Source organism: Cupriavidus sp. FW305-F7 (assembly GCF_058782875.1).
Map to the genome: position 1 here is coordinate 1 of NZ_JBYSYC010000018.1, position 23,319 is coordinate 23,319.

At 64.8% G+C, this 23,319-nt stretch carries 22 protein-coding genes and 1 pseudogene; 12 read left to right on the forward strand and 11 right to left on the reverse strand.

Going from position 1 to position 23,319, the window contains the following annotated elements; all coding sequences use genetic code 11:
• Window positions 1–470: 470 nt before the first annotated feature.
• The 3 genes from AC3WL8_RS17980 to AC3WL8_RS17990 are packed head-to-tail and all read right to left on the reverse strand — an operon-like array spanning window position 471 to window position 3,322.
• A complete protein-coding gene (locus AC3WL8_RS17980; RefSeq protein ID WP_492378501.1) occupies window positions 471–1,793 on the reverse strand; it encodes a phosphoribosyltransferase family protein in 1,323 nt (440 codons plus the stop codon).
• Window positions 1,794–1,812: 19 nt separating this feature from the next.
• The gene (locus AC3WL8_RS17985; RefSeq protein ID WP_013953020.1) at window positions 1,813–2,826 is read right to left on the reverse strand and encodes a zinc-dependent alcohol dehydrogenase family protein; all 1,014 of its coding nucleotides are present in this window, start codon (window positions 2,824–2,826) and stop codon (window positions 1,813–1,815) included.
• A 40-nt stretch (window positions 2,827–2,866) separates the two neighbouring features.
• Complete coding sequence (locus AC3WL8_RS17990) at window positions 2,867–3,322, reverse strand: universal stress protein (RefSeq protein WP_013953019.1); 456 nt, start codon at window positions 3,320–3,322, stop codon at window positions 2,867–2,869.
• Between the two features lie 306 nt (window positions 3,323–3,628).
• On the opposite strand from AC3WL8_RS17990, the gene AC3WL8_RS17995 reads away from it, so the two are divergent.
• The gene (locus AC3WL8_RS17995) at window positions 3,629–4,465 is read left to right on the forward strand and encodes a universal stress protein (RefSeq protein WP_013953018.1); all 837 of its coding nucleotides are present in this window, start codon (window positions 3,629–3,631) and stop codon (window positions 4,463–4,465) included.
• Between the two features lie 32 nt (window positions 4,466–4,497).
• Window positions 4,498–5,340: a universal stress protein gene (locus AC3WL8_RS18000; protein ID WP_492378502.1), complete on the forward strand. Its 843-nt coding sequence runs from the start codon at window positions 4,498–4,500 to the stop codon at window positions 5,338–5,340.
• A gap of 296 nt (window positions 5,341–5,636) precedes the next feature.
• Here AC3WL8_RS18000 and AC3WL8_RS18005 read toward each other — a convergent pair whose 3' ends face one another.
• A complete protein-coding gene (locus AC3WL8_RS18005) occupies window positions 5,637–5,837 on the reverse strand; it encodes a hypothetical protein (protein WP_211981398.1) in 201 nt (66 codons plus the stop codon).
• A 201-nt stretch (window positions 5,838–6,038) separates the two neighbouring features.
• Window positions 6,039–6,353 (reverse strand): DJ-1/PfpI family protein, encoded by a 315-nt coding sequence (locus AC3WL8_RS18010; protein WP_492378526.1) that lies wholly within the window; start codon window positions 6,351–6,353, stop codon window positions 6,039–6,041.
• 567 nt (window positions 6,354–6,920) lie between these two features.
• On the opposite strand from AC3WL8_RS18010, the gene mdh reads away from it, so the two are divergent.
• Window positions 6,921–8,093 carry an iron-dependent methanol dehydrogenase gene (gene mdh, locus AC3WL8_RS18015; RefSeq protein ID WP_153954006.1) on the forward strand — a complete coding sequence of 391 codons (1,173 nt, stop codon included), beginning with the start codon at window positions 6,921–6,923 and terminating at the stop codon, window positions 8,091–8,093.
• A 455-nt stretch (window positions 8,094–8,548) separates the two neighbouring features.
• Here the strand turns inward: mdh and AC3WL8_RS18020 are convergent, their stop codons facing one another.
• The 6 genes and pseudogenes from AC3WL8_RS18020 to AC3WL8_RS18045 form a co-directional block, all read right to left on the reverse strand.
• Window positions 8,549–8,833 carry a septal ring lytic transglycosylase RlpA family protein gene (locus AC3WL8_RS18020; RefSeq protein WP_080569590.1) on the reverse strand — a complete coding sequence of 95 codons (285 nt, stop codon included), beginning with the start codon at window positions 8,831–8,833 and terminating at the stop codon, window positions 8,549–8,551.
• Window positions 8,834–9,326: 493 nt separating this feature from the next.
• Window positions 9,327–9,596 (reverse strand): annotated as a pseudogene (locus AC3WL8_RS18025) (hypothetical protein); the annotation flags it as partial.
• A 234-nt stretch (window positions 9,597–9,830) separates the two neighbouring features.
• A complete protein-coding gene (locus AC3WL8_RS18030) occupies window positions 9,831–11,183 on the reverse strand; it encodes a dicarboxylate/amino acid:cation symporter (RefSeq protein ID WP_013953013.1) in 1,353 nt (450 codons plus the stop codon).
• 438 nt (window positions 11,184–11,621) lie between these two features.
• Complete coding sequence (locus tag AC3WL8_RS18035) at window positions 11,622–11,927, reverse strand: hypothetical protein (RefSeq protein WP_018314260.1); 306 nt, start codon at window positions 11,925–11,927, stop codon at window positions 11,622–11,624.
• A 460-nt stretch (window positions 11,928–12,387) separates the two neighbouring features.
• Window positions 12,388–12,609, reverse strand: coding sequence for a DUF1484 family protein (locus AC3WL8_RS18040; protein ID WP_153954078.1), 222 nt, complete (start codon window positions 12,607–12,609; stop codon window positions 12,388–12,390).
• Window positions 12,610–12,827: 218 nt separating this feature from the next.
• A complete protein-coding gene (locus AC3WL8_RS18045; protein WP_013953011.1) occupies window positions 12,828–13,778 on the reverse strand; it encodes a LysR family transcriptional regulator in 951 nt (316 codons plus the stop codon).
• A gap of 166 nt (window positions 13,779–13,944) precedes the next feature.
• Here AC3WL8_RS18045 and AC3WL8_RS18050 point away from each other — a divergent pair, with 166 nt between their 5' ends.
• The 9 genes from AC3WL8_RS18050 (at window position 13,945) to gph (ending at window position 23,270) form a co-directional block, all read left to right on the forward strand.
• Complete coding sequence (locus AC3WL8_RS18050) at window positions 13,945–15,405, forward strand: form I ribulose bisphosphate carboxylase large subunit (protein WP_035826739.1); 1,461 nt, start codon at window positions 13,945–13,947, stop codon at window positions 15,403–15,405.
• A 57-nt stretch (window positions 15,406–15,462) separates the two neighbouring features.
• Complete coding sequence (locus AC3WL8_RS18055) at window positions 15,463–15,882, forward strand: ribulose bisphosphate carboxylase small subunit (RefSeq protein ID WP_010809290.1); 420 nt, start codon at window positions 15,463–15,465, stop codon at window positions 15,880–15,882.
• A 152-nt stretch (window positions 15,883–16,034) separates the two neighbouring features.
• Window positions 16,035–16,988 (forward strand): CbbX protein, encoded by a 954-nt coding sequence (cbbX, locus tag AC3WL8_RS18060; protein ID WP_153954007.1) that lies wholly within the window; start codon window positions 16,035–16,037, stop codon window positions 16,986–16,988.
• Window positions 16,989–16,991: 3 nt separating this feature from the next.
• Window positions 16,992–17,756, forward strand: coding sequence for an HAD family hydrolase (locus AC3WL8_RS18065; RefSeq protein WP_153954008.1), 765 nt, complete (start codon window positions 16,992–16,994; stop codon window positions 17,754–17,756).
• A 1-nt stretch (window position 17,757) separates the two neighbouring features.
• The gene (gene rpe, locus AC3WL8_RS18070; protein ID WP_492378503.1) at window positions 17,758–18,483 is read left to right on the forward strand and encodes a ribulose-phosphate 3-epimerase; all 726 of its coding nucleotides are present in this window, start codon (window positions 17,758–17,760) and stop codon (window positions 18,481–18,483) included.
• Window positions 18,484–18,540: 57 nt separating this feature from the next.
• On the forward strand, window positions 18,541–19,635 hold the full coding sequence (locus tag AC3WL8_RS18075; RefSeq protein WP_013953006.1) for a class 1 fructose-bisphosphatase: 1,095 nt from the start codon (window positions 18,541–18,543) through the stop codon (window positions 19,633–19,635).
• 11 nt (window positions 19,636–19,646) lie between these two features.
• On the forward strand, window positions 19,647–20,525 hold the full coding sequence (locus AC3WL8_RS18080; protein WP_035826731.1) for a phosphoribulokinase: 879 nt from the start codon (window positions 19,647–19,649) through the stop codon (window positions 20,523–20,525).
• Window positions 20,526–20,565: 40 nt separating this feature from the next.
• Window positions 20,566–22,575: a transketolase gene (gene tkt, locus AC3WL8_RS18085; RefSeq protein WP_492378504.1), complete on the forward strand. Its 2,010-nt coding sequence runs from the start codon at window positions 20,566–20,568 to the stop codon at window positions 22,573–22,575.
• A complete protein-coding gene (gene gph, locus AC3WL8_RS18090; RefSeq protein ID WP_013953003.1) occupies window positions 22,575–23,270 on the forward strand; it encodes a phosphoglycolate phosphatase in 696 nt (231 codons plus the stop codon). The genes tkt and gph overlap by 1 nt, the downstream gene beginning before the upstream one ends.
• The last annotated feature ends 49 nt before the right edge of the window (window positions 23,271–23,319 follow it).

A 23,319-nucleotide genomic window follows, 5' to 3' on the forward strand; every position in this document is an offset into this window, starting at 1 on the left:
TTCGGTGACCGCTTCACCAACGCCCTACGCTGAGATTTATTTAACCGACCTCAGCACACAGAATTCCTGACACCTCCGGGCGGATGAAACGCGGTCGTTCCTCCAACTCTACCCTGCCGACCTGATGTCTGCCGAAGCGTATTCGCTGCCTCCGCGCAAGCCAGGACACTCGATCGGCATTGACGGGCAGCGGTGCTGGTAGTGTCTTGAATCGTCGACCATCTACCCCTCGATGTCGACCGGTTGAATCCCCAGCCGGCAAGCGACGGTCCAGCCAGCCCAACGTTGTGTCAGGCGTCCAAAGTGAATAACCGCAGCCGAAGCTGCGGTTATTCCTCATTCTCCAGTATGACGAACCGCCACCAAGACTACCGCTCGTAGCGGCCGCGCCAGACATCCGGCTCAGTCCGAGGGGAAATGCAAGCTGCAGCTTGATAAGACTGCTGCGGAGCGTAATCCGCCAGGTATTGTCATCCGCCGTAACCCAGGCCGAGAGGAGATGGGGCCGCAAGGTGCCGCTCGAACCAGCCTATCGTGAGTGCTGCGATGTCTTCCAGGGCCCTGGGGTCTTCAAATCCGCGGCCGCTGGTCGGGATGAGCCTCAGTTGCCGCGGACAATGCATCTGTTCGAATGCAAGATTGTTGATCTGAATGTCTTTCGGATTGCCGCTGGCACATATCAGCAAGGCAGGGATTTCGAGCTGCTGCAGGGTTGCGCTTCCCGCGAGATCCAGCCGCCCCGCAACACAGGCTACAGCGCTGAGTTGCGTCGCGCTGCAGGCGGCCGAGCGCAGGGCTGCCGCCGCTGCGGTGCCGGTACTGAGCAGGCCCACAGGCAAGCTTGCGCAGGGCGTCCCAGTACGCAGGAAGCTCAAGGTCTGGTCCAGTCTTGCCACCAGCTCATCGACGTCCGATTCCGGTGCGTCGTCGACGCGGCTGTCAGGCTGCAGGTCTACGAGCAAGGTGGCGAATCCTTTCGCGCGTAGCTTGCGTGCCAGGTAATGGCTGCGGGCTGCGCGGCGTTGCGCGCCACCGGCATGCACCATCACCGCGACGCCGATCGGGTTCGGCGCCGATTCGAGCATGGCCCGGAGCCGAGTCGTCTGATACGGAATCAGCATCGCCTTGCTCAACGACGGCACGCCCGCCACCGCACTTGGCCGGGCGCGGGTCTGGGGTTGCGCTGGCGGTATACCAGTCAACTGCCGGACGCGGTCGTCGCTGACCAGCTGGAACTCATGATAGAAGTGCGCGAGGTTTTCGATGCGGTCCGGTGTATCCAGGCAGATGACTTCGTCGGCCAACGCGCGGACCCGGTCCAGGCCGGCTGCGGTGGCGATCGGGAGCGCGCATATGAGCCGGGCAGGGTGCCGCTTGCGCAGGCTTGCGAGGGCCGCATACATCGTTGCGCCGCTCACCAGGCCGTCATCCACGACGATCACCACGCGACCGCCCGGATCCGCCAGCTTGCGAACCGGCGTATACACGGCGCGCTGCCTGCGAAGCTGGTCGAACTGGGCATCACGCTGGCTGCTGGCGCCGCCATTTGCGTTCATTGCGTCCGTGCACCATGTCTCGCCAGAGTCGTCCAGTGCTACGCCAGGAGCGATCCTGCGCGCCATCACCAGGTCGAAGTCAGCGCCCAGTGCGTCGGCCACAACGCGCCCGACCGGCACGCCGCCGCGCGGAATCGCCAGGACCAGGGCACCGGTTCCCCGATACGCGCGCAACGCCCAGGCCAGTTCCGAGCCCGCATGCTCTCGCGCCTGAAAACGTGTCTGGTAACGGCTCATCGATCTATCTGCCAGGAATCTATTGACGGAGTTTCAGGACGGCGGCGCCGGTAAGCCGGCCCTCGCGCAGGTCGGCCAGCGCTTCGTTGGCCTGCTCCAACGGATACGCGGTGGTGTGCGTATGCAGCGGAGTCCGGGCGGCGATATCCATCAGCGCGATGCCGTCGGCACGCGTGAGGTTGGCTACGGAACACAGGCGCCTTTCTTCCCAAAGCAGCTGGTAAGGCATGCTTGGGATATCGCTCATATGAATTCCGCCACAGACCACGATGCCACCCTTGTCCACAGCGCGCAGCGCCTTGGGAACCAGCGCGCCCACCGGGGCGAAAATCAGCGCGGCGTCCAGCGGCACGGGCGACTGGAGGTCGCTCGAGCCGGCCCAGCACGCGCCGGACTGGTACGCGAGTTGCTGCGCGCCTGCGTCGCCCGCGCGGGTGAAGGCGTAGACTTCGCGGCCTTGCGCCACCGCGATCTGCGTCACCAGGTGGGCGGCGGCGCCGAAGCCGTAGATGCCGATGCGGTGTGCATGGCTGGCTGCGCCCGCCATGCGCAGCGTCCGGTAGCCGATCAGGCCGGCGCAGAGTAGTGGTGCGGCGTGTTCGTCATCGTAGCCAGGCGGAATCTGGAAGCAATAGCCGCTGTCGGCAATAACGTACTCCGCATAGCCGCCATCGCGGGTATAGCCAGTGAACAGCGGCGCGTCGCAAAGATTCTCGTGATGACGCAGGCAGTAGCGACAACGGCCACAGGTATGTCCGAGCCAGGGCACACCCACGCGGTCGCCCGGCTTGAAGGCGGTGACACCGGCGCCGCACGAATCCACCTGTCCGACGATTTCATGCCCTGGGATGAGCACCGGCTTGGGATGGCGCAGGTCGCCGTCGGCGATATGCAGGTCGGTCCGGCACACCCCGCAAGCCCCCACGGCAATGCGAACTTCGCCAGGCCCCGGGTCGGGAACCGGCAAGTTGTGAAGGCGCAGCGGCAGGCCCGCGCCCTCGAAGACCATCGCACGCATGGTTTGGTGAGGCATGGCCTGGCACTCCTACGCCGCCCGTGGCGCCGTGACGCGCCTAACCTTCGACTTCGCTGCGGACCAGGAGCACGGGCTTGCTGGTCTTGGCAAGCACGCCTTCCGACACGCTGCCCATCAGCAGGCGCCGGACGCCGCGGCGGCCGTGGGTGCCAAGCACGATCAGGTCGGCATTCCACGCATCGGCCTCGGTGACAATGGTCAGCGAGATCCGGCCGGGCGCAACCGGCTTTTCATCCAGTTTCACCGAGTTGCGCACGCCTGCTTCGCTGAGCCTGGCCGAGGCGGCATCCAGCGCCTTGCGGCCGTGCGCGGTGATGTTGTCGATCAGTTCCTTGGGGTTGAAGTAACTAGCCTCGAAGAACACATCGCTGTCGTCTACCACGAACAACGCCTTGACCTCGGCCCCGGTTGCCTTGGCGATGATGATGGCCTGGCTCAGTGCAAGGTCGGAAGAACGGCTGCCGTCGACCGCGAGCAGGATGCGCTGGTACATGATGGGTCTCCTGAGGAGCAAGGGTGTGCTCAATGTTGCGATTCGCTGCATTCAGCGTAGGCGCCGGCCTCGATACGCGCTTGATATATGTCAACCCGAAGAGGCAGGCGCGGCGAGTAATTGACCGCAAACAGAAGTGATGGCCGGACGGCTTGCCGGCTCCGCATACGTTTGCCCGCAGTAGCCTCCACCGCACATCAGGGCGATGCGTGAGCGATTTCGCCGCAGGGCAGGCCCGTTGATCCGGGTCAAGCGCCGGTCGGCCTTGCTGCCTAGACTGGTCTGTAGTCGAGCGAGAGGGCGATCATGGCTTACGACAGCATCCTGGTTCATCTGGACAGCAATCCGCAGGCACGGCAGCGGCTTGAAGTGGCGGGGCGCGTTGCGGCGGCCAGCGAGTGCCGGCTGATCGGCATGTACGCCGGTTTCATTCCCGATCCTGCCTGGTTTTACCTCATGGACGGCGCGCAGCAATATGTTGCGGACGACCTGGCCCGGCGCAAGCAGGTCAGGGAAGACGTCCGGGGGCAGTTTCTGGCTGCAACCCAGGCCATGCCAGTGCGCGCGGAGTGGCGCGCTGCGGAGCTGGGGGCCGTGGCATCAGTGCTGCGCGAGGCCCGCGAGGCCGGCCTGGTCGTTGCCGGCCAGTACGACCCCGGCAATACCGAAGGTCCGGTGGCCCGACAACTGCTGGAATCGCTGCTGCTGGAGACCGGCCGACCGACGCTCGTGGTGCCGTGCACGGGCACGTTTCCAACGCTGGGTACGCGCGTTATCGTGGCGTGGAATGGCAGCCGCGAGGCGGCGCGGGCGCTTCACGACGCCGTGCCGCTGATGGCCGGCGCGCAGGCGCGCATTCTTTGCGCACAGACTGCGGCCAAGGAGGCAAGAGCAGACGCCACCCCGGTCGGCCACGCCGCACGCGTGCTGGAACGCCACGGCGTCGCCGTGGAAATCGAACACGGTCCCGGTGGGGCTGACCTGACCATCGGCGAACTCATCCTTTCGCGCGCGGCGGATTTCGATGCCGACCTGATCGTGATGGGTGCCTACGGACACGGTCGCATGCGGGAACTGGTGCTGGGCGGTGTCACGCATACGCTGCTTGACTCGATGACGGCACCGGTGCTGTTTTCACGATGATGCGAACTTAAACCAAAGAGTGGAATCACCTCATGGACTTCAGAACCATCCTTGTCGACCTCAGCGAAGATGCTGCACGGTCCGCGCGCATTGAAACGGCGGCACGACTTGCCGCAAGGTCCGGCGGCAGCGTGGTCGGCCTGACGGCAACAGGAACGCACCTGGAGCCGTTTCGTGGGGCGGGCGAAGAAGCCGGGCAATACGCTGTGCTTGCCGCGAGCCATTTGCACAAACTGGCTGCCGCTCACAAGAACGCACTCGACACGCTGACCAGGCAAGTGTCACCGGCCATTCCCACCCGGCACATCGTTGTCGACGCCGAGTCCGGCTGGGCGCTTGCCGACGAGGGCCGCTTCGCCGACCTCATCCTGCCCGCATCGCCCTCGGCGCAGGCCGAAGTGCCGGCTTTGCTGGCCGGGGTCGCTGAGTATGCGATGCTCAATGCAGGCCGGCCCATCCTGCTGGTGCCGGGCGCATCCGTCCCGAGAATTGGTGGCCATGTTGCCATCGCATGGAACGGCGGCCGGGAGGCCGCGCGGGCGGTCGCGGACGCACTGCCGTGGCTTGTGCATGCCAGCGCCGTTACCGTCCTGGTGGTCAGCGCTGGCAAGCACAGCACTGCCGGTGAGAAAGCGGCCTATCGAGACAGCGCGGATCGGCTGACAGCATGGCTGCTCAGCCATGGCATCCGCGCCAGTCTGCTGGTCGGGGAGGGCGATCCCGACCACGTGCTGCCACAACTTGCGGCCAAGGTTCAGGCCGACCTGCTGGTCGCCGGCGGCTATGGCCGCTCCCGGCTGAGAGAGCTTGTGCTGGGTGGCACCACCCGCGCCCTGCTGCGCCAGTCAGGCTTGCCAGTCTTCATGTCGCACTGAGGTGTGACCACCGCCGATCGGGCACTGGCGGCGCGCGAGCGGCCTCGCCGCCGCCCGGAGGGTTCCGACCGGAATGTGGCAAAGCATTTTCGAATCCCGGCCAACCCTCCTGGACCTCAAGCCACGCGCCGCCCCGGCATCAGCCCGCCATATTCCCTCCCCCAAAAACTCCGCCGTGTGCTCCGGCAGATAGGCGCGGCAGCAATAGGGGAAAATCCGGTTCGGCGCGGTCAGGTTATGCCCTCAGGGGGCTTTGGGACGCGTCGGATAGCACGGCAGTGAGCGCGCGAGAGGAATCAGAACCCATCTTGGGTGCCGTACTCCAGCTCCAGTTTGACCAGTTCGCGCGTGGCGACGCCATAGCGCCTGCCAATATCGGCAAGTGTCTCATGCAGTTGCATGACGGGCAGCCTGTCCGCCGGCAGGGAAACCCGGTATGTGCCATTGCCGGACAAAGGGGATGTCGGCACCAGCGTCAGGCCGCTGCGCATCTTCACTGCGCGGCTCGCTTCGGCCAGGGCATGTGATCGGTAGGTGCGAGACCAGGCATCCGCCGTCAGCGCGAGCTGGATGTCATCGACGCCATCGCTTACCGGAATGGCGATGGTCTCGCGCCGCCAGAATGCGACGCTATTGACGACCAGCGCCAGGACTCGACTGGCGTCGATCCGGAATGGGGCACTGTCATGCGTGGTCCCCTATGTGCGTAAGCCGAGCGATTGCGCCACCGCAGCCGCACGAGCTGGCCCGGCAATCGCTTCGACGATTGCCACGCTGACGGGCACCGACGCGGTTACGCCCGTGGTCGACACGACGCCGCGGTCGGCAATGTAGCGGCGATTGGGAACATGGGTGGCGCTGGGATGCCGTTCCCGTAGCTTGTTCCTGTCATACCAGTGTCCCGCGAACCGGCGACCATCGAGCAAGCCGGCCTTGCCGACGACCAGCGCGCCGGAGCAGATCGCGACGATTATTGGCCGCAGGAGAAGATCGCACGGGAAAGCGGCTTTCAGTCAGTCGACGCCTTTCAACGTGCATTCGGCCGACAAATGGGTGCCACACCAGACGTATATCGCTCGAAACGCGGCCTTTTATCGTGAGTCCGTTAATCCCAAGCTTCTGCGGTACTGGAGACGCGGTGCTCAACTCGCTCGATGCAGCGGGTGTTGCCGTCGCATCGAGCAGACGTGCGACGTACGTCTTCGGGAAGGGGCCAGAGGGCAATCGGCTCTGTGCGATTGACAATTCGGGACCGATCTTCTTGATGCGGCATTGCTGTCGGTGACCTGAATCGAGGGCCGAGCGCCTGGCCTCTGCCAGTCGCAAGCCAGTTGTCTCTTCCCGACCCCTCACGGTCATTCGCACACTGCTCTGAGAACGACTGAAGTTCGGCCGATCCAGCCGTTGTCGGATACGCCCAGTCGCTCCAAAACTGAACACATCGATTCAAATTACAACACTCCACGAGGTGCATCTGATGGACAGCGTCTGAAAAAGACCTCGCCAGACACAGGTACGGTTCGTGCGTCAAGGCTTGCGAGGACAGGAGACCTCATATTCATTACAACCTTGGAGACGACATGACCCACCTGAACATCGCTAATCGCGTCGACAGCTTCTTCATTCCCTGCGTGACCCTCTTCGGTCCGGGCTGCGCGCGCGAAACGGGCGCTCGCGCCAGATCACTCGGGGCCAGGAAGGCTCTCATCGTCACGGATGCAGGCTTGCACAAGATGGGGCTCTCCGAAGTCGTCGCGGGGCACATTCGCGAAGCCGGGCTCCAGGCCGTCATCTTTCCGGGTGCCGAGCCCAATCCCACCGACGTTAACGTTCACGACGGCGTCAAGTTGTTCGAGCGGGAAGAATGCGACTTCATCGTTTCGCTCGGCGGCGGCTCATCGCACGACTGCGCGAAAGGCATCGGCCTCGTTACCGCCGGAGGCGGACATATCCGCGACTACGAAGGCATCGACAAATCAACGGTGCCAATGACGCCGCTGATTTCGATCAACACGACCGCTGGCACTGCTGCGGAAATGACACGCTTTTGCATCATCACTAATTCGAGCAATCATGTGAAGATGGCAATCGTCGACTGGCGTTGCACGCCATTAATCGCCATCGACGATCCGAGCCTGATGGTCGCGATGCCGCCCGCCTTGACGGCGGCGACCGGCATGGACGCGTTGACTCACGCCATCGAGGCATACGTTTCCACCGCCGCCACGCCAATTACCGATGCCTGTGCGGAGAAGGCGATCGCGCTGATCGCCGAATGGCTGCCCAAAGCTGTCGCGAACGGGGACTCGATGGAAGCACGCGCGGCCATGTGCTACGCCCAATACCTTGCCGGCATGGCCTTCAACAACGCATCACTCGGTTACGTGCACGCGATGGCCCATCAACTCGGCGGCTTCTACAATTTGCCCCACGGCGTGTGCAACGCGATCCTGCTGCCGCACGTGTCGGAATTCAACCTCATTGCCGCGCCGGAGCGCTACGCGAGAATCGCCGAACTGCTAGGCGAGAACATTGGGGGCTTGAGCGCGCATGACGCCGCCAAAGCTGCCGTCTCGGCGATCCGGACCCTTTCCGCGTCGATTGGCATTCCGGCGGGTCTGGCGGGCCTGGGCGTCAAGGCGGACGACCATGAAGTGATGGCAAGCAATGCGCAAAAGGATGCTTGCATGCTGACGAATCCGCGCAAGGCCACGCTGGCGCAAGTCATGGCAATCTTCGCTGCGGCGATGTAATGCGTATGCCCCCTGCTGCGAAGGGGTGGGGCGGGCAGACTGCGGACATTTAGGGAGCATCTGCGAAGGTCCCTTTGTGGCCGGACTCGGCCGGCCGCCTACAGCTAGGCTGCGGCCTTCTCCGACCGACCCATTGCGGCCTGTCGACCCAGCGTGACATCTATGGCGGCTTTCAAGGTACAACGGCCGCTCGCCGATGCGCTTGGGGGACGGAGTTCGGCCATTGCCGATGAAACAGTCGCGGGCTAGGCGGGCGGCCTTACGCCCTTCACCACATAACATTGCCTGGTGTCGTGGCGTCCCGCCGCGAAGGTCCGCTGTTTGGAGGTTCTTTCCGTGCCGCCCTATCAAGAGGAAATCTCCGCGGTCGCGATCACGGCGACAAAGACACTAAGTGGCACAAGGTGCGTAAATTCGCGGTGGCGCAGAACGGTCAAAACCGCAGCCGCAATCGATCAACGTTCAATCTGCACGTGCATCGACCGCGCGTCTGGCAAACCCAAGGCCGCCGCCGCAGCGTAAGAGAGATCGATAATCCGGCCTTTGACGTATGGTCCGCGATCGTTGATGCGAACGACAACCGACTTTCCGGTAGCCAACGATCTGACGCGCACATAGCTGCCGAGCGGTAACGTTCGATGGGCGGCAGTCAAGGCGCCGCCATCGTAGCGTTCTCCGTTTGCGGTCAGATGCCCCTGGAGCGTTGCCGAATACCATGACGCCTCGCCGGATTGCAACATCTCGTGCTCGTGCCGAGGGCGACAGGAATCAGCTCTGCACGCAGAATGCTTGGACGGAATCTGTCCGCAAGCAGTGAACAAAGCGCAGATTCCCAAGAATCCCAAATAGCGAAGTGATAGCACCATAGACCACCAGTCAGTTATTGAGACGTGGTTCTAGCGGTCTCCAAAAGTTCACGTTGGCGGCGTGACCGGGTTACGTAACACCTTGACAATATTTTAGGTGACAAGCGACGCCCCTGAAGGTCCGACCCAACGACAGGCTGGTTTCTGGACTATCGGTCGAATGTGGTCCAAAGGCTTCGCATTTTCCCCGGAGCATTTGACGCGACGCCGTTGAGTTGACCACTCTATCCCCGCATTGTGGAAAGCCAGAAGGCAGTCAGCGCCACGGGACGGGAGAACCTCAGGCCACCCGCCGCCCGGCATCAGCCCGCCATACTCCTTCCCCAAGAACTCCGCCGTGTGCTCCAGCAGATAGGCGCGGCAGCTCTCACTGGCCGGTGGCAAACGCTTGCTGGACATATGCGCGACATGCCAGATGCGCTCGATCGGCGTGCCGGTCACGTCCAGCAGCGCGATCTCGCCGGTGCGCAGCTCCGGCGACAGGTTCGAGATACTCGTTGCGCACGCAGCGACCAATCTTCACATAGTCTTCTTCATTGAGGTTGGCCAGCGAGACCCGCCCCGACGGGTGGCGCGTACCGAATCCCTTGCCAGGCAGCAGTACCACGCCCGCCTCCTCGGCCAGGCGGAACAGCAGTTCGTGAGGCTGAATCGACTCAAGCAGCCATTTCGAAATCGTGCCTGCGCTGGTGATTGTAGAGGCGTTCGATCTGGTTGACGACCGGCCACGCCTCGGTCTGTCCATCAGGGAAGGTCGGGCTTCATGGCGCAACGTAAGCCGGTGCGCCTGCCGCGGTCGAAGCCTTCCGTAGTGCCCGGGAGCCATAGTTGCCACAGCCCGCGGTGGTGATGTGTGCTTGCGCGGTGCCGCTCACTGGGTTACCGTGGTGTCGGCGGCCGGCATATGGGTCGCGACCTGGTCGAGCACCACTTCCGGCTCGTCGGCCTCAATGTCCGACTCGTCATCAAGCCTGCGGTGCATCCGCTCGACATCGAGGTCGCCGGTCCATTTTGCCACCACCACTGTGGCCACGCCGTTGCCGATCAGGTTGGTCAGGGCGCGAGCCTCCGACATGAAGCGGTCAATGCCGAGGATCAGGGCCAGCCCCGCCACAGGAACATGCCCCACCGCCGAAAGCGTGGCCGCCAGCACGATGAAGCCACTCCCGGTGACACCGGCGGCGCCCTTGGAGGTCAGTAGCAGCACGGCGAGCAGGGTGAGTTGCTGCATCAGGGTCATGTCGGTGTTGGTCGCCTGGGCGATGAACACCGCCGCCATGGTCAGGTAGATGGAGGTGCCATCCAGATTGAAGGAGTAGCCAGTCGGGATCACCAGTCCGACGACGGACTTGCGGGCGCCCAGGTTCTCCAGCTTGGCCATCATCCGCGGCAACACGGATTCCGACGACGACGTGCCCAGCACGATCAGCAGTTCCTCCTTGATGTACTTGATGAACTTCCAGATCGAGAAGCCATGCAGCCGCGCGATGGTGCCCAGCACGACGAAGATGAAAAGCAGGCAGGTGGCGTAGAAGGTCGCCATCAGCTGGCCAAGCTGCAGCAGCGAGCTCACGCCGTACTTGCCGATGGTGAAGGCCATGGCGCCGAAGGCGCCAATCGGCGCGACCTTCATGATGTAGCCGACGATGGTGAACAGCACGTGCGAGAACTTCTCGATAAAGTCGAACACCAACGTGCCGCGGCCGCCGAACCTGTGCAGCGCGAAACCAAACATCACCGCGAACAGCAGCACCTGGAGGATCTCACCCTTGGCAAAGGCATCCACCACCGTGTTCGGGATCACGTGCAGCAGGAAATCGACCGTGCCTTGCATCTTGCCGGGCTCGGTATAGGCGGCGATGCCCTTCGTGTCGAGGGTGGATACGTCGACGTTCATGCCGGCGCCGGGCTTGACGATGTTGATGATCAACAGGCCAACCAACAGCGCAATGCTGCTCACGACCTCAAAGTACAGCAGCGCCAGCCCGCCGGTCTTGCCAACCTTCTTCATGTCCTCCATGCCGGCGATGCCCACCACGACCGTGCAGAAGATGATCGGCGCGATGATCATCTTGATCAGCTTGATGAAGCCATCACCCAACGGCTTCATCGCCTCGCCGGCATGCGGCCAGAAATGGCCGAGGATGACGCCGATGACAATGGCGGTGATGACCTGGAAGTAGAGGGATCGGTAGAACGGCTTCGGGTGATCGTCTTTGTCCATCATCGTCTCCATTGCTGGTTCACGGTCGGCATCCGGACGCCCGGCCGGGTCCGGCAGCCGGTCGTCGCTTGCCGGCCCACTGCGGCCGCTGTGTCCAGGCTACTTCAATGGCAGCTTCCAAGGTACTACGGCCATCCAGTCGGTCACGTTGGCTGGCGGGTGTTCGGCCAAAGCTGTCGGTGTGCAGGGAGTGTCCGCTTTGCAGAGCGCGGAACTGCTGCCGACCCGCTGCCGTCACTCACACCGGCTGAAACCGGACGGTCTCGTCGATGCGACTTCAAGTATTTTCTACAACATCAACACTGGACGTAACCGGCGCCATGCGAGCGGCGTGCCGCTTGCATGGCCTCCGTGGTGACGGAAATGTTAGATACCATTAACGGAAATGAATGTGGGGCCGTCTGGGGGCTATTCGTTACCGATCTCGCCGACCGCTCATCACGCCCACTTCTTCCCTAGTTCCTCCAGACCAGCCTTTTGCAGATCCTCCTGGCTCATCACAATGCGGAACTTGCAGTTGGCCTGGAAGTTGAGAAAGAAGGGCTCCGCAAAAGCAGGAACGTCGGATGGATTTTCGACGTTGATCAGGAAGACCCCGCAGCGCATTCCGTCTTGCTCAGTAAAGTACACCGCTTCCGGTTTGATCGCTTCTAGGATACGCCCAATTATCTCGCCCGCCTTCCCGCCTCTGACGAGGGAGTTGAAGGGCTCATGAGGGATTTCGACTGTGAGTAGCATCTTCATAATTCACCTTCCTCTTTCATCGTTGCTGCGCCGTGGCCAGACTTTTGCCTTGCCTCAGGCGCTCGTGCCGCCTAACGTCGTCGCTCAGCGGCCCGTCGAGCACGGCGGGTGGGCAAACCGACGCCGTGGCTGGCCGGGGCGCCGATACTAAAAGATAGCACCGGCCACTGAGAATGCTAGTTGTCGGCCATCCCGCTCGCGGGCGAGGCCGGGCGTGATGGCGTCACGAGACGGCTACACACCGCGAAAGCGAGAAAGCCCGCAGCCGACGTTCGAATGTCCGTGAGAATGCATGGGTCTATGACCGCAGATGGCCGACAAGCGACGGCCCAGCCAGCCCAACGTTGTGTCAGGCGTCCAAAGTGAATAACCGCAGCCGAAGCTGCGGTTATCCTTCATTCTCCAGTATGGCCAACCGCCATCAAGACTGCCCTCGTAGCGGCCGCGCCGGACATTCGCCTCAGTCCGAAGGGAAATGCTCCGCAGCAGTCTGATCAAGCCGCAGCTTGATCATGACCACCAGGCAATGAATGCCGTGGCATGCCTCGGAACGCTCGCTTTCCACTTCCAGCAGGGACAGGACGCAACTAAGGCTGGCGCTGATGTGCTCGAGCGATTCGAGGCAGTCTGCTGGATTGGCGGCCAGCACGGTTTCATGTTTCGATGTGGTTCGTTTTTGCATTGCGAGCTCCTGAACGCGTGAACTTGGCCGCATGATGCGGCCACCGTTAGCGAGCTTCAGGTTGCTACGCCCGATCACCGTTGTTTCGGTGATGCCTCTAGTGTTCCCATCGCGAACGTTCATGGCGATCAGAGGAATCGCAATTCTCTAGCCTTTGTCATCGGAAGGCCTTCACCAGCTGCCGCTGCCCAGCGGGTTCCGGGCGGGACCGGAGAACCTCAGGCCACGCGCCGCCCCGGCATCAGCCCGCCATACTCCTTCCCCAAGAACTCCGCCGTGTGCTCCAGCAGATAGGCGCGGCAGCTCTCGCTGGCCGGTGACAAACGCTTGCTGGACATATGCGCGACATGCCAGATGCGCTCGATCGGCGTGCCGGTCACGTCCAGCAGCGCGATCTCGCCGGTGCGCAGCTCCAGCGATAGCGTGTGGAGCGACAACAGGCTGATGCCCATGCCGGCCATCACGGCCTGCTTGATGGTCTCGTTGCTGCCCAGGGTGATCACCTTGGCCGGCGTGAACAGGTGGTCCCGGAACATGTACTCGGCCACGGTACGGGTGCCGGAACCCGGTTCGCGCAGCAGGAAGGTCTCGTGACGCAGTTCCTGCAGGTCGAACCCCTTTGCGTCGTGTAACGGGTGCCGCGGCGAGGCCACCAGCACGTGCGGGTGCGCGGCGATGGGTTCCGACACCGCATCCAGTTCGCGCGGCGGGCGGCCCATCAGCGCGAGGTCGATGGCGTTGTCCTGCAATAGCCGCAGCAGCGTCTCGCGGTTGCCTTCGGCGATGCGCAGGTCCACGCCCGGGTGCAGCGCGGTAAAACCGGCCAGCAGCTTGGGCGCGAAGTACTTCGACGTGCTGATCAGCCCGATCGTGATCGAACCCTGCTCGACGTCCTTGACCGCCTGCAAGCCTTCCTCGGCGTCCTTGACCTCGCCGAGGATCCGGGACGCATGGTGCAGCAGGCGGTCGCCGGGCTCGGTCAGCGTGAGCTGCCCCTTGACCCGCTCGAACAGCGCCATGCCGACCACGGATTCAAGCTGCTTGACCTGCATCGAGACCGCTGGCTGGGTCAGGTGCAGCTCCTCGGCCGCGCGCACGAAGCTGGCGTGCCTGGCCACGGTGACGAAGATCTGCAACTGGCGAAGGGTGAGGGCGCGCAGGAAGGACATGGGCGGTGGGGGCGGCTTTGGATGTTCCCGTGATGTGCAGCTTTGGTCGCACTTAAGGGATAGCTTATACAGGCACTAAGAATATCTGAATTTACCTTATGTGGGTGGGCTTATATCTTTGCATCAACGCAGTAGCCACGACGCTCAACCAAGCAAGGAGACAAGCATGAACGCACCTGAATCGGTCCAAGCCAAGCCGCGCAAGCGCTACGACGCCGGCGTCATGAAGTACAAGGAAATGGGGTACTGGGACGGCGACTACGAGCCCAAGGATACCGACTTGCTGGCGCTGTTCCGCATCACGCCGCAGGATGGTGTGGATCCGGTCGAGGCCGCTGCCGCGGTGGCGGGCGAATCCTCCACCGCCACCTGGACGGTGGTGTGGACCGACCGCCTGACCGCCTGCGACATGTACCGCGCCAAGGCCTACCGGGTCGATCCGGTGCCCAACAACCCCGAGCAGTTCTTCTGCTACGTGGCCTATGACCTGTCGCTGTTCGAGGAAGGCTCGATCGCCAACCTGACCGCGTCGATCATCGGCAACGTCTTCAGCTTCAAGCCGATCAAGGCGGCGCGCCTGGAAGACATGCGCTTCCCGGTGGCCTATGTGAAGACCTTCGCCGGCCCGTCCACCGGCATCATCGTCGAGCGCGAGCGCCTGGACAAGTTCGGCCGCCCGCTGCTGGGCGCCACCACCAAGCCCAAGCTGGGCCTGTCGGGCCGCAACTACGGCCGCGTGGTGTATGAGGGCCTGAAGGGCGGGCTGGACTTCATGAAGGATGACGAGAACATCAACTCGCAGCCCTTCATGCACTGGCGCGACCGCTTCCTGTTCGTGATGGACGCGGTCAACAAGGCCTCGGCCGCCACCGGCGAGGTCAAAGGCAGCTATCTCAACGTGACCGCCGGCACCATGGAAGAGATGTACCGGCGTGCCGAGTTCGCCAAGTCGCTGGGCTCGGTCATCATCATGATCGACCTGATCGTCGGCTGGACCTGTATCCAGTCCATGAGCAACTGGTGCCGCCAGAACGACATGATCCTGCACCTGCACCGGGCGGGCCATGGCACCTACACGCGGCAGAAGAACCATGGCGTGTCGTTCCGCGTGATTGCCAAATGGCTGCGGCTGGCGGGCGTCGACCACATGCATACCGGCACCGCGGTGGGCAAGCTGGAAGGCGACCCGCTGACCGTGCAGGGGTACTACAACGTTTGCCGTGATGCCTACACCCACACCGACCTGTCGCGCGGCCTGTTCTTTGACCAGGACTGGGCTTCGCTGCGCAAGGTGATGCCGGTGGCCTCCGGCGGCATCCACGCCGGCCAGATGCACCAGCTGATCCACCTCTTTGGCGACGATGTGGTGCTGCAGTTCGGCGGCGGCACCATCGGCCACCCGCAGGGCATCCAGGCCGGCGCCACCGCCAACCGCGTTGCGCTGGAAGCCATGGTGCTGGCGCGCAACGAAGGCCGCGACATCCTCAACGAAGGGCCGGAGATCCTGCGCGATGCCGCGCGCTGGTGCGGACCGCTGCGGGCTGCGCTCGATACCTGGGGCGACATTAGCTTCAACTACACGCCGACCGACACCTCGGACTTCGCGCCCACCGCGTCGGTGGCCTGAGCCTTGGCGAGACGCCACCAAAGCACGACGAGCGAACCCAAAGAACGAGAGGACATCATGCGTATTACTCAAGGCACTTTCTCTTTCCTGCCCGACCTCACCGACGCGCAGATCACCAGCCAGCTTGAATACTGCCTGAACCAGGGCTGGGCGGTCGGCATCGAGTACACCGACGACCCGCATCCGCGCAATACCTACTGGGAGATGTTCGGCCTGCCGATGTTCGACCTGCGCGATGCCGCCGGCATCCTGCTGGAGATCAACAACGCGCGCAGCACCTTCCCCAACCACTACATCCGCGTCACGGCTTTCGATTCGACGCATACGGTAGAGTCGGTGGTGATGTCGTTCATCGTCAACCGTCCTGCGGACGAGCCCGGCTTCCGCCTGGTGCGCCAGGAAGAGCCCGGCCGCACCATGCGCTACTCGATCGAGAGCTACGCCGTGCAGGCACGCCCCGAGGGCAGCCGCTACTGAGCGGCGCCGGCTGAACCGCCGCGCGGCGCTGCCGCCGGCGCTTTTCCTGACTGTGCAATCCCACGGTTGCGCTGCCGCAAGGCCGCGCACCGGGGGGAGCTGCGCCTCGAATCTTCGAGCCGGATGCTCGAATGATCCTCACGGAGCCTGCCATGTCCGCACCTGAAACGACCGCACCGCTGCAGCCGCCAGCCGCTCCGGCCGCATCGTTGCCCGGATCCCTGGCCGAGTCGCTGGCCAGCTCGGGCATCACCGAGCTGCTGGCCCAGCTTGACCGCGAGCTGATCGGACTGAAGCCGGTGAAAGCGCGTATCCGCGATATCGCCGCCTTGCTGCTGGTGGACAAGCTGCGCGCCGCGCGCGGCTTCAGCGCCGGTGCGCCCAGCCTGCATATGTGCTTCACCGGCAATCCCGGCACCGGCAAGACCACCGTGGCCATGCGCATGGCGCAGATCCTGCACCAGCTGGGCTACGTGCGCCGTGGCCACCTGGTGGCGGTGACCCGCGACGACCTGGTCGGCCAGTACATCGGCCATACCGCACCCAAGACCAAGGAGATCCTGAAGAAGGCCATGGGCGGGGTGCTCTTCATCGACGAGGCCTACTACCTCTACCGCCCGGAGAACGAGCGCGACTACGGCCAGGAGGCCATCGAGATCCTGCTGCAGGTGATGGAGAACAACCGCGACGACCTAGTGGTGATCCTGGCCGGCTACAAGGACCGCATGGACCGCTTCTTCGAGTCCAACCCGGGCATGTCCTCGCGCGTTGCCCACCATGTCGATTTCCCTGACTACCAGCTCGACGAGCTGCGCCAGATCGCCGACCTGATGCTGGCCGAGATGCAATACCGCTTCGACGACCAGAGCCGGGCCGTGTTTGCCGACTACCTGGCCCGGCGCATGGCGCAGCCGCATTTTGCCAATGCCCGCAGCGTGCGCAATGCGCTGGACCGCGCGCGGCTGCGCCACGCCTCGCGCCTGCTGGACGATGCCGGCACGGTTGTCGACGACCGTACCCTGACCACCATCACGGCGTCTGACTTGCTGGCCAGCCGCGTGTTTTCGAAGGCTGGGCCGGACGCACAGGCCCCGGCCAAGGAGTAAGCCATGCAAGCCCTGATTTTCGATGTCGACGGCACGCTGGCCGATACCGAGAGCGCGCACCTGCAAGCCTTCAATGCCGCCTTCGCCGAGGTCGGCCTGGACTGGCACTGGGACGCGCCGCTCTACACGCGCCTGCTCAAGGTGGCCGGCGGCAAGGAACGCCTGATGCATTACTGGCGCATGGTCGACCCGGAAGAGGCCCGTGGCTGCAAGGTGAAGGAAACCATCGACGCCGTGCACGCCATCAAGACCCGCCACTATGCCGAGCGCGTGGGCGCGGGCGGCCTGCCGCTGCGCCCGGGCATCGCCCGCCTGATCGCCGAGGCCGGCGAGGCAGGGCTCCCGCTCGCGATTGCCACCACCACCACGCCGGCCAACCTCGACGCGCTGCTGCAGGCGCCGCTTGGCGCGGACTGGCGCCGTCGCTTTGCCGCCATCGGCGACGCCGGCACCACGGCCATCAAGAAGCCGGCGCCCGATGTCTATCTGGCCGTGCTGGAGCGGCTCGGCCTGCAAGGCGGTGACTGCCTGGCGATCGAGGACTCGGAGAACGGCCTGCGCGCTGCCCGGGCCGCCGGTATCCCCACTGTGGTCACGCCCACCGCGTTCAGCGGGCAGGACTCCTTCGAGGGCGCGCTGCTGGTGCTGCCGCATCTTGGCGACCCCGGCGAACCCATGCCCCAGCACGTGCCCGGCGCGGCGCACCGCTGGGCCGACCTTGCCGCGTTGCGCGCCTGGCACCACGGCACCCTGATCGAGGCGACCTGACATGCATGCCACTGAAACCAACACCGGCCATGGCAGCCTGCGTGCCATCCGCCTGGCGCCCTCCATCCTGTCGGCCGATTTCGCGCGCCTGGGCGAAGAGGTGTGTGCGATCGAGGCCGGGGGTGCAGACCTGGTGCACTTCGATGTGATGGACAACCACTATGTGCCCAACCTGACCATCGGCCCGCTGGTGTGCGAGGCGATCCGGCCGCTGGTTTCCATCCCCATCGACGTGCACCTGATGGTGGAACCGGTCGACGCGCTGATCCCGCTGTTTGCCAAGGCCGGCGCCAACATCATCAGCTTCCACCCGGAGGCGAGCCGCCATGTCGACCGCACCATCGGCCTGATCCGCGACCACGGCTGCAAGGCCGGCCTGGTGCTCAACCCGGCCACGCCGCTGGGCTGGCTGGACCATACGCTGGACAAGCTCGACCTGGTGCTGCTGATGAGCGTGAACCCGGGCTTCGGCGGCCAGGCCTTCATTCCGGGCGTGCTAGACAAGGTGCGCCAGGCACGCGCGCGCATTGACCGGCAGGTGGACGCCGGCGGGCGGCCGGTCTGGCTGGAGATCGACGGCGGCGTCAAGGCCGACAACATTGCCGGGATCGCACGCGCGGGCGCCGACACCTTCGTGGCCGGCAGCGCCGTGTTCGGCGCGCCCGATGCCGACGGCGGCTACTCGAGCATCCTGCGCCGCTTGCGCGAGGCCGCCACGATCACATAGCGGCCACCCGCACCGGCACTACACAAGAACACATAGCCAATCTATAGGAGACCTGTCATGCCTGAAGTCCAAAGGATGACCCTGACGCAGTTCCTGATCGAGGAACGCCGCCGCTATCCGGATGCCAGCGGCGGCTTCAACGGCCTGATTCTCAACGTCGCCATGGCCTGCAAGGAAATTGCGCGCGCGGTTGCCTTCGGCGCGCTGGGGGGCTTGCACGGCAAGGCCAGCAATCAAGCTGGAGAAGCAGGGGCCGTCAACGTGCAGGGCGAAATCCAGCAGAAGCTGGACGTGCTGAGCAATACCACCTTCCTGCGCGTCAACGAGTGGGGCGGGTACCTGGCCGGCATGGCGTCGGAGGAGATGGAGGCGCCTTACCAGATCCCGGAACATTACCCGCGTGGCAAGTACCTGCTGGTGTTCGATCCGCTCGACGGCTCATCCAACATCGACGTCAATGTCTCGGTGGGCAGCATCTTCTCGGTGCTGCGCGCCCCGGAGGGTGCAAGTGCCGTGACCGAGCAGGATTTCCTGCAGGCCGGCAGCGCCCAGGTGGCGGCCGGCTATGCGCTCTACGGTCCTACCACCATGCTGGTGCTGACCGTCGGCAATGGCGTCAACGGCTTCACGCTCGATCCCAACCTGGGCGAATTTTTCCTGACGCACCCCAACCTGCGGGTGCCGGCCGATACCCAGGAATTCGCCATCAACGCGTCGAACAGCCGCTTCTGGGAAGCGCCGGTGCAGCGCTATATCGCCGAGTGCATGGCCGGCAAGAGCGGGCCGCGCGGCAAGGATTTCAATATGCGCTGGATCGCGTCGATGGTGGCCGAGGCGCACCGCATTCTGATGCGTGGCGGCGTCTTCATGTACCCGCGCGACTCCAAGGATCCCGCCAAGCCGGGCCGCCTGCGCCTGCTGTATGAGGCCAACCCGATCGCCTTCCTGATGGAGCAGGCCGGCGGGCGCGCCAGCACGGGCCGCCAGACGCTGATGTCGGTGGCGCCGGGCGCGCTGCACCAGCGCATCGGCGTGATCTTCGGCTCGCGCAATGAAGTGGAACGGATCGAGGGCTACCACACCGACCAGACCGATCCCGACCTTCCGAGTCCCCTGTTCAACGAGCGCAGCCTGTTCCGCGCGTCTGCCTGAGGTGCCTGGCCATGTCAGAACGTTATCCCATTATCGCCATCACCGGCTCCTCGGGCGCCGGTACCACGTCGGTGACCCGTACCTTCGAGAACATCTTCCGCCGCGAGGGCGTGAAGTCAGTGGTGATCGAAGGCGACAGCTTCCACCGCTACGACCGCGCCGAGATGAAGGTCAAGATGGCCGAGGCCGAGCGCACCGGCAATATGAACTTCAGCCACTTCGGCGAGGAGAACAACCTGTTCGGCGAGCTGGAGAACCTGTTCCGCTCCTATGCCGAAACCGGCACGGGCATGCACCGGCACTACCTGCATAGCCCGGAGGAGGCCGCGCCGTTCGGGCAGGAACCCGGCACCTTCACCCAGTGGGAGCCGTTACCGGCCGATACCGACCTGCTGTTCTACGAAGGCCTGCACGGCGGCGTGGTCACCGACTCGGTCAATGTCGCGCAGTATCCCAACCTGCTGATCGGCGTGGTGCCGGTCATCAACCTGGAATGGATCCAGAAGCTCTGGCGCGACAAGAAGCAGCGCGGCTATTCGACCGAGGCCGTGACCGACACCATCCTGCGCCGCATGCCGGACTACGTGAACTACATCTGCCCGCAGTTCTCGCGCACGCATGTGAACTTCCAGCGCGTGCCGTGCGTGGATACGTCCAACCCCTTTATCTCGCGCGAAATCCCCGCGCCCGATGAAAGCATGGTGGTGATCCGCTTTGCCAATCCGAAGGGGATCGACTTCCAGTACCTGCTTAGCATGATCCACGACTCCTTCATGTCGCGCGCCAACACCATCGTGGTGCCCGGCGGCAAGATGGAACTGGCCATGCAGCTGATCTTCACGCCCTTCGTGCTGCGCATGATGGAGCGCCGCAAGCGCGCCGCGCTGTAAGGACCCGACCGTGAAACGCCGACTCGCGAGGATCTTCTGAATGAACGCCCCAGAACGCATCGATTCCGCAGCGCGCTGTGCCAATGCGCTGCGCTTCCTGGCCGCCGACGCGGTGGAGCAGGCCAAGTCCGGCCACCCCGGCGCTCCCATGGGCATGGCCGAGATGGCCGAAGTGCTGTGGCGGCGCCACCTGCGCCACAACCCGGCCAACCCGGCCTGGCCCGACCGTGACCGCTTCGTGCTGTCCAACGGCCATGCATCCATGCTGCAGTACGCACTGCTGCACCTGACCGGCTATGACCTGCCGATGTCGCAGCTGCGCCAGTTCCGCCAACTGCACGCGGCCACGCCCGGCCATCCGGAGCTTGGCGTGACGCCGGGCGTGGAAACCACCACCGGGCCGCTGGGGCAGGGCCTGGCCAATGCCGTCGGCATGGCGCTGGCGGAGAAGCTGCTGGCCGCCACCTTCAACCGGCCCGGCTTCGACATCGTCGACCATCACACCTACGTCTTCCTTGGCGATGGCTGCCTGATGGAAGGCCTCAGCCACGAGGCCTGCTCGCTGGCGGGAACGCTCCGGCTGGGCAAGCTGATCTGCCTGTACGACGACAACGGCATCTCCATCGACGGCGAGGTGGCCGGCTGGTTTGCCGACGACACCCCGAAGCGCTTTGCCGCCTACGGCTGGCATGTGATTGCCGTCGACGGGCACGATGTGCAGGCCATCGACGCTGCGCTGCACGAGGCCAAGGCCGAGCGCGACCGGCCCACGCTGATCTGCTGCCGCACCGTGATCGGCAAGGGCGCGCCCGCCAAGGCCGGCGGCCACGATGTGCATGGCGCCCCGCTGGGCGCGCCGGAGATCGCCGCCATGCGCACCGCGCTGGGCTGGGAAGCCGAGCCCTTCACGGTGCCGGCGGATGTCGCCGACGCCTGGGACGCACGCGCGCAAGGCGCCGCGCGCGAGGCCGAATGGGAGGCGCGCTTCGTCAGCTATTGCGCCGCGCACCCCGAACTGGCCGAGGAGTTCGTGCGCCGCGTCAAGGGCCGCCTGCCGCAAGGCTTCGATGTCGAGCTGCTGGCGTTGCTGGACGCGCCGTCGCCGCTGCAAGGCAAGATCGCCACGCGCAAGGCATCGCAGCTGTGCCTGGAGGCGCTCACGCCCGCCTTGCCCGAGCTGCTGGGCGGCTCGGCCGACCTGACCGGCTCCAACCTGACCAATGTCAAGGCATCGGTCTGGGTCAACCATGCCGGGCATGGCAACTACGTGAGCTATGGCGTGCGTGAGTTCGGCATGGCCGCCGCCATGAACGGCATTGCGCTGCATGGGGGGCTGATCCCCTACGGCGGCACCTTCATGACCTTCTCGGACTATTCGCGCAATGCCATCCGCATGGCGGCGCTGATGCGCCTGCGCGTGGTCCACGTGCTGACCCATGACTCGATCGGGCTGGGCGAGGACGGTCCCACCCACCAGCCGGTGGAACACGCCGCCAGCCTGCGGCTGATCCCCAACAACCAGGTCTGGCGTCCCTGCGACGGCGCCGAGACCGCGTATGCGTGGCTGGCCGCGCTGCGGCGCGAGGATGGCCCGAGCTGCCTGGTGCTGTCGCGGCAGGCGCTGATGCCGTTCGAGCGCAATGCGGCCCAGCGCGCGGAGATTGCGCGAGGCGGCTATGTGCTGCGCGATGCGCCGGCGCCGCGCGTGGTGCTGATCGCCACCGGCTCCGAGGTGGAAATCGCCATGCGCGCGGCACTGGACCTGGCCGATGCCGGCATCGCCGCACGCGTGGTGTCCATGCCCTGCGTGGAGCTGTTCTACGCGCAGGACGTGGCGTACCGGGACACCGTGCTGCCGCCGGGATTGCCGCGCGTCAGCGTGGAGGCGGGCGGCACCTGGTTCTGGCGCGGCGTGGTGGGCGAGCAGGGCCTGGCGCTGGGCATCGACAGCTTCGGCGAATCTGCGCCGGCCGAGGCGCTGTACCAGCACTTCGGCCTGACCCCGACGCATGTCGCCGCGGCCGCGCGCGTGCTGCTGGAGGAGGCGTGATGGCTACCACATCCATGCCCTGCACCGCGGTGCTGATCGACCTGGACGGCACGCTGGTCGACAGCGCGCCCGACATTGTCGAGGCCGCCAACCGCATGCTGGCCGACCTCGGCAGCCCGGCATTGCCGTTCGACACCGTGGCCGGCTTTATCGGCCGCGGGGTGCCCAACCTGGTGCGGCGCGTGCTCGAGACCGCCGGGCTCGCGGCGCAGGTTGAGGCTGCCGATGCAGTGACGATGTTCCACCGCCACTATGCCGAGACCAACGGCCGCCTCGGATCGGTGTTCCCGGGCGTGGAGGCAGGCCTGGAGGCGCTCAGGCGGCAGGGCTACCGGCTTGCCTGCGTCACCAACAAGCCGCGCGCGCTGGCGGTGCCGCTGCTGGCGCTGACCGGGTTGTCGCAATACCTGGAAGTGCTGGTGGCGGGCGACTCGATCGCGCAGATGAAACCGGACCCCGAACCGCTGCGGCACGCCTGCAACCTGCTCGACGTCGATCCGGCGCAGGGCGTGCTGGTGGGGGATTCGGCGGTGGACGTGGCGGCGGCGCGCGCGGCCGGCATCCCGGTCTGCCTGGTGCGCTACGGCTACGCCGGCCCCGGCGGGCCCGCGGCGCTGGGCGCCGACGCGCTGCTCGATTCGCTGGAGGCATTGCCGGCGCTGCTGACGCCGGCGCGGCTGGCGCCAGCAGCCTAATGTTGCGCCGGCGCGCCAGCGCGACCGGCAAGGATACCAAGACAAGTAA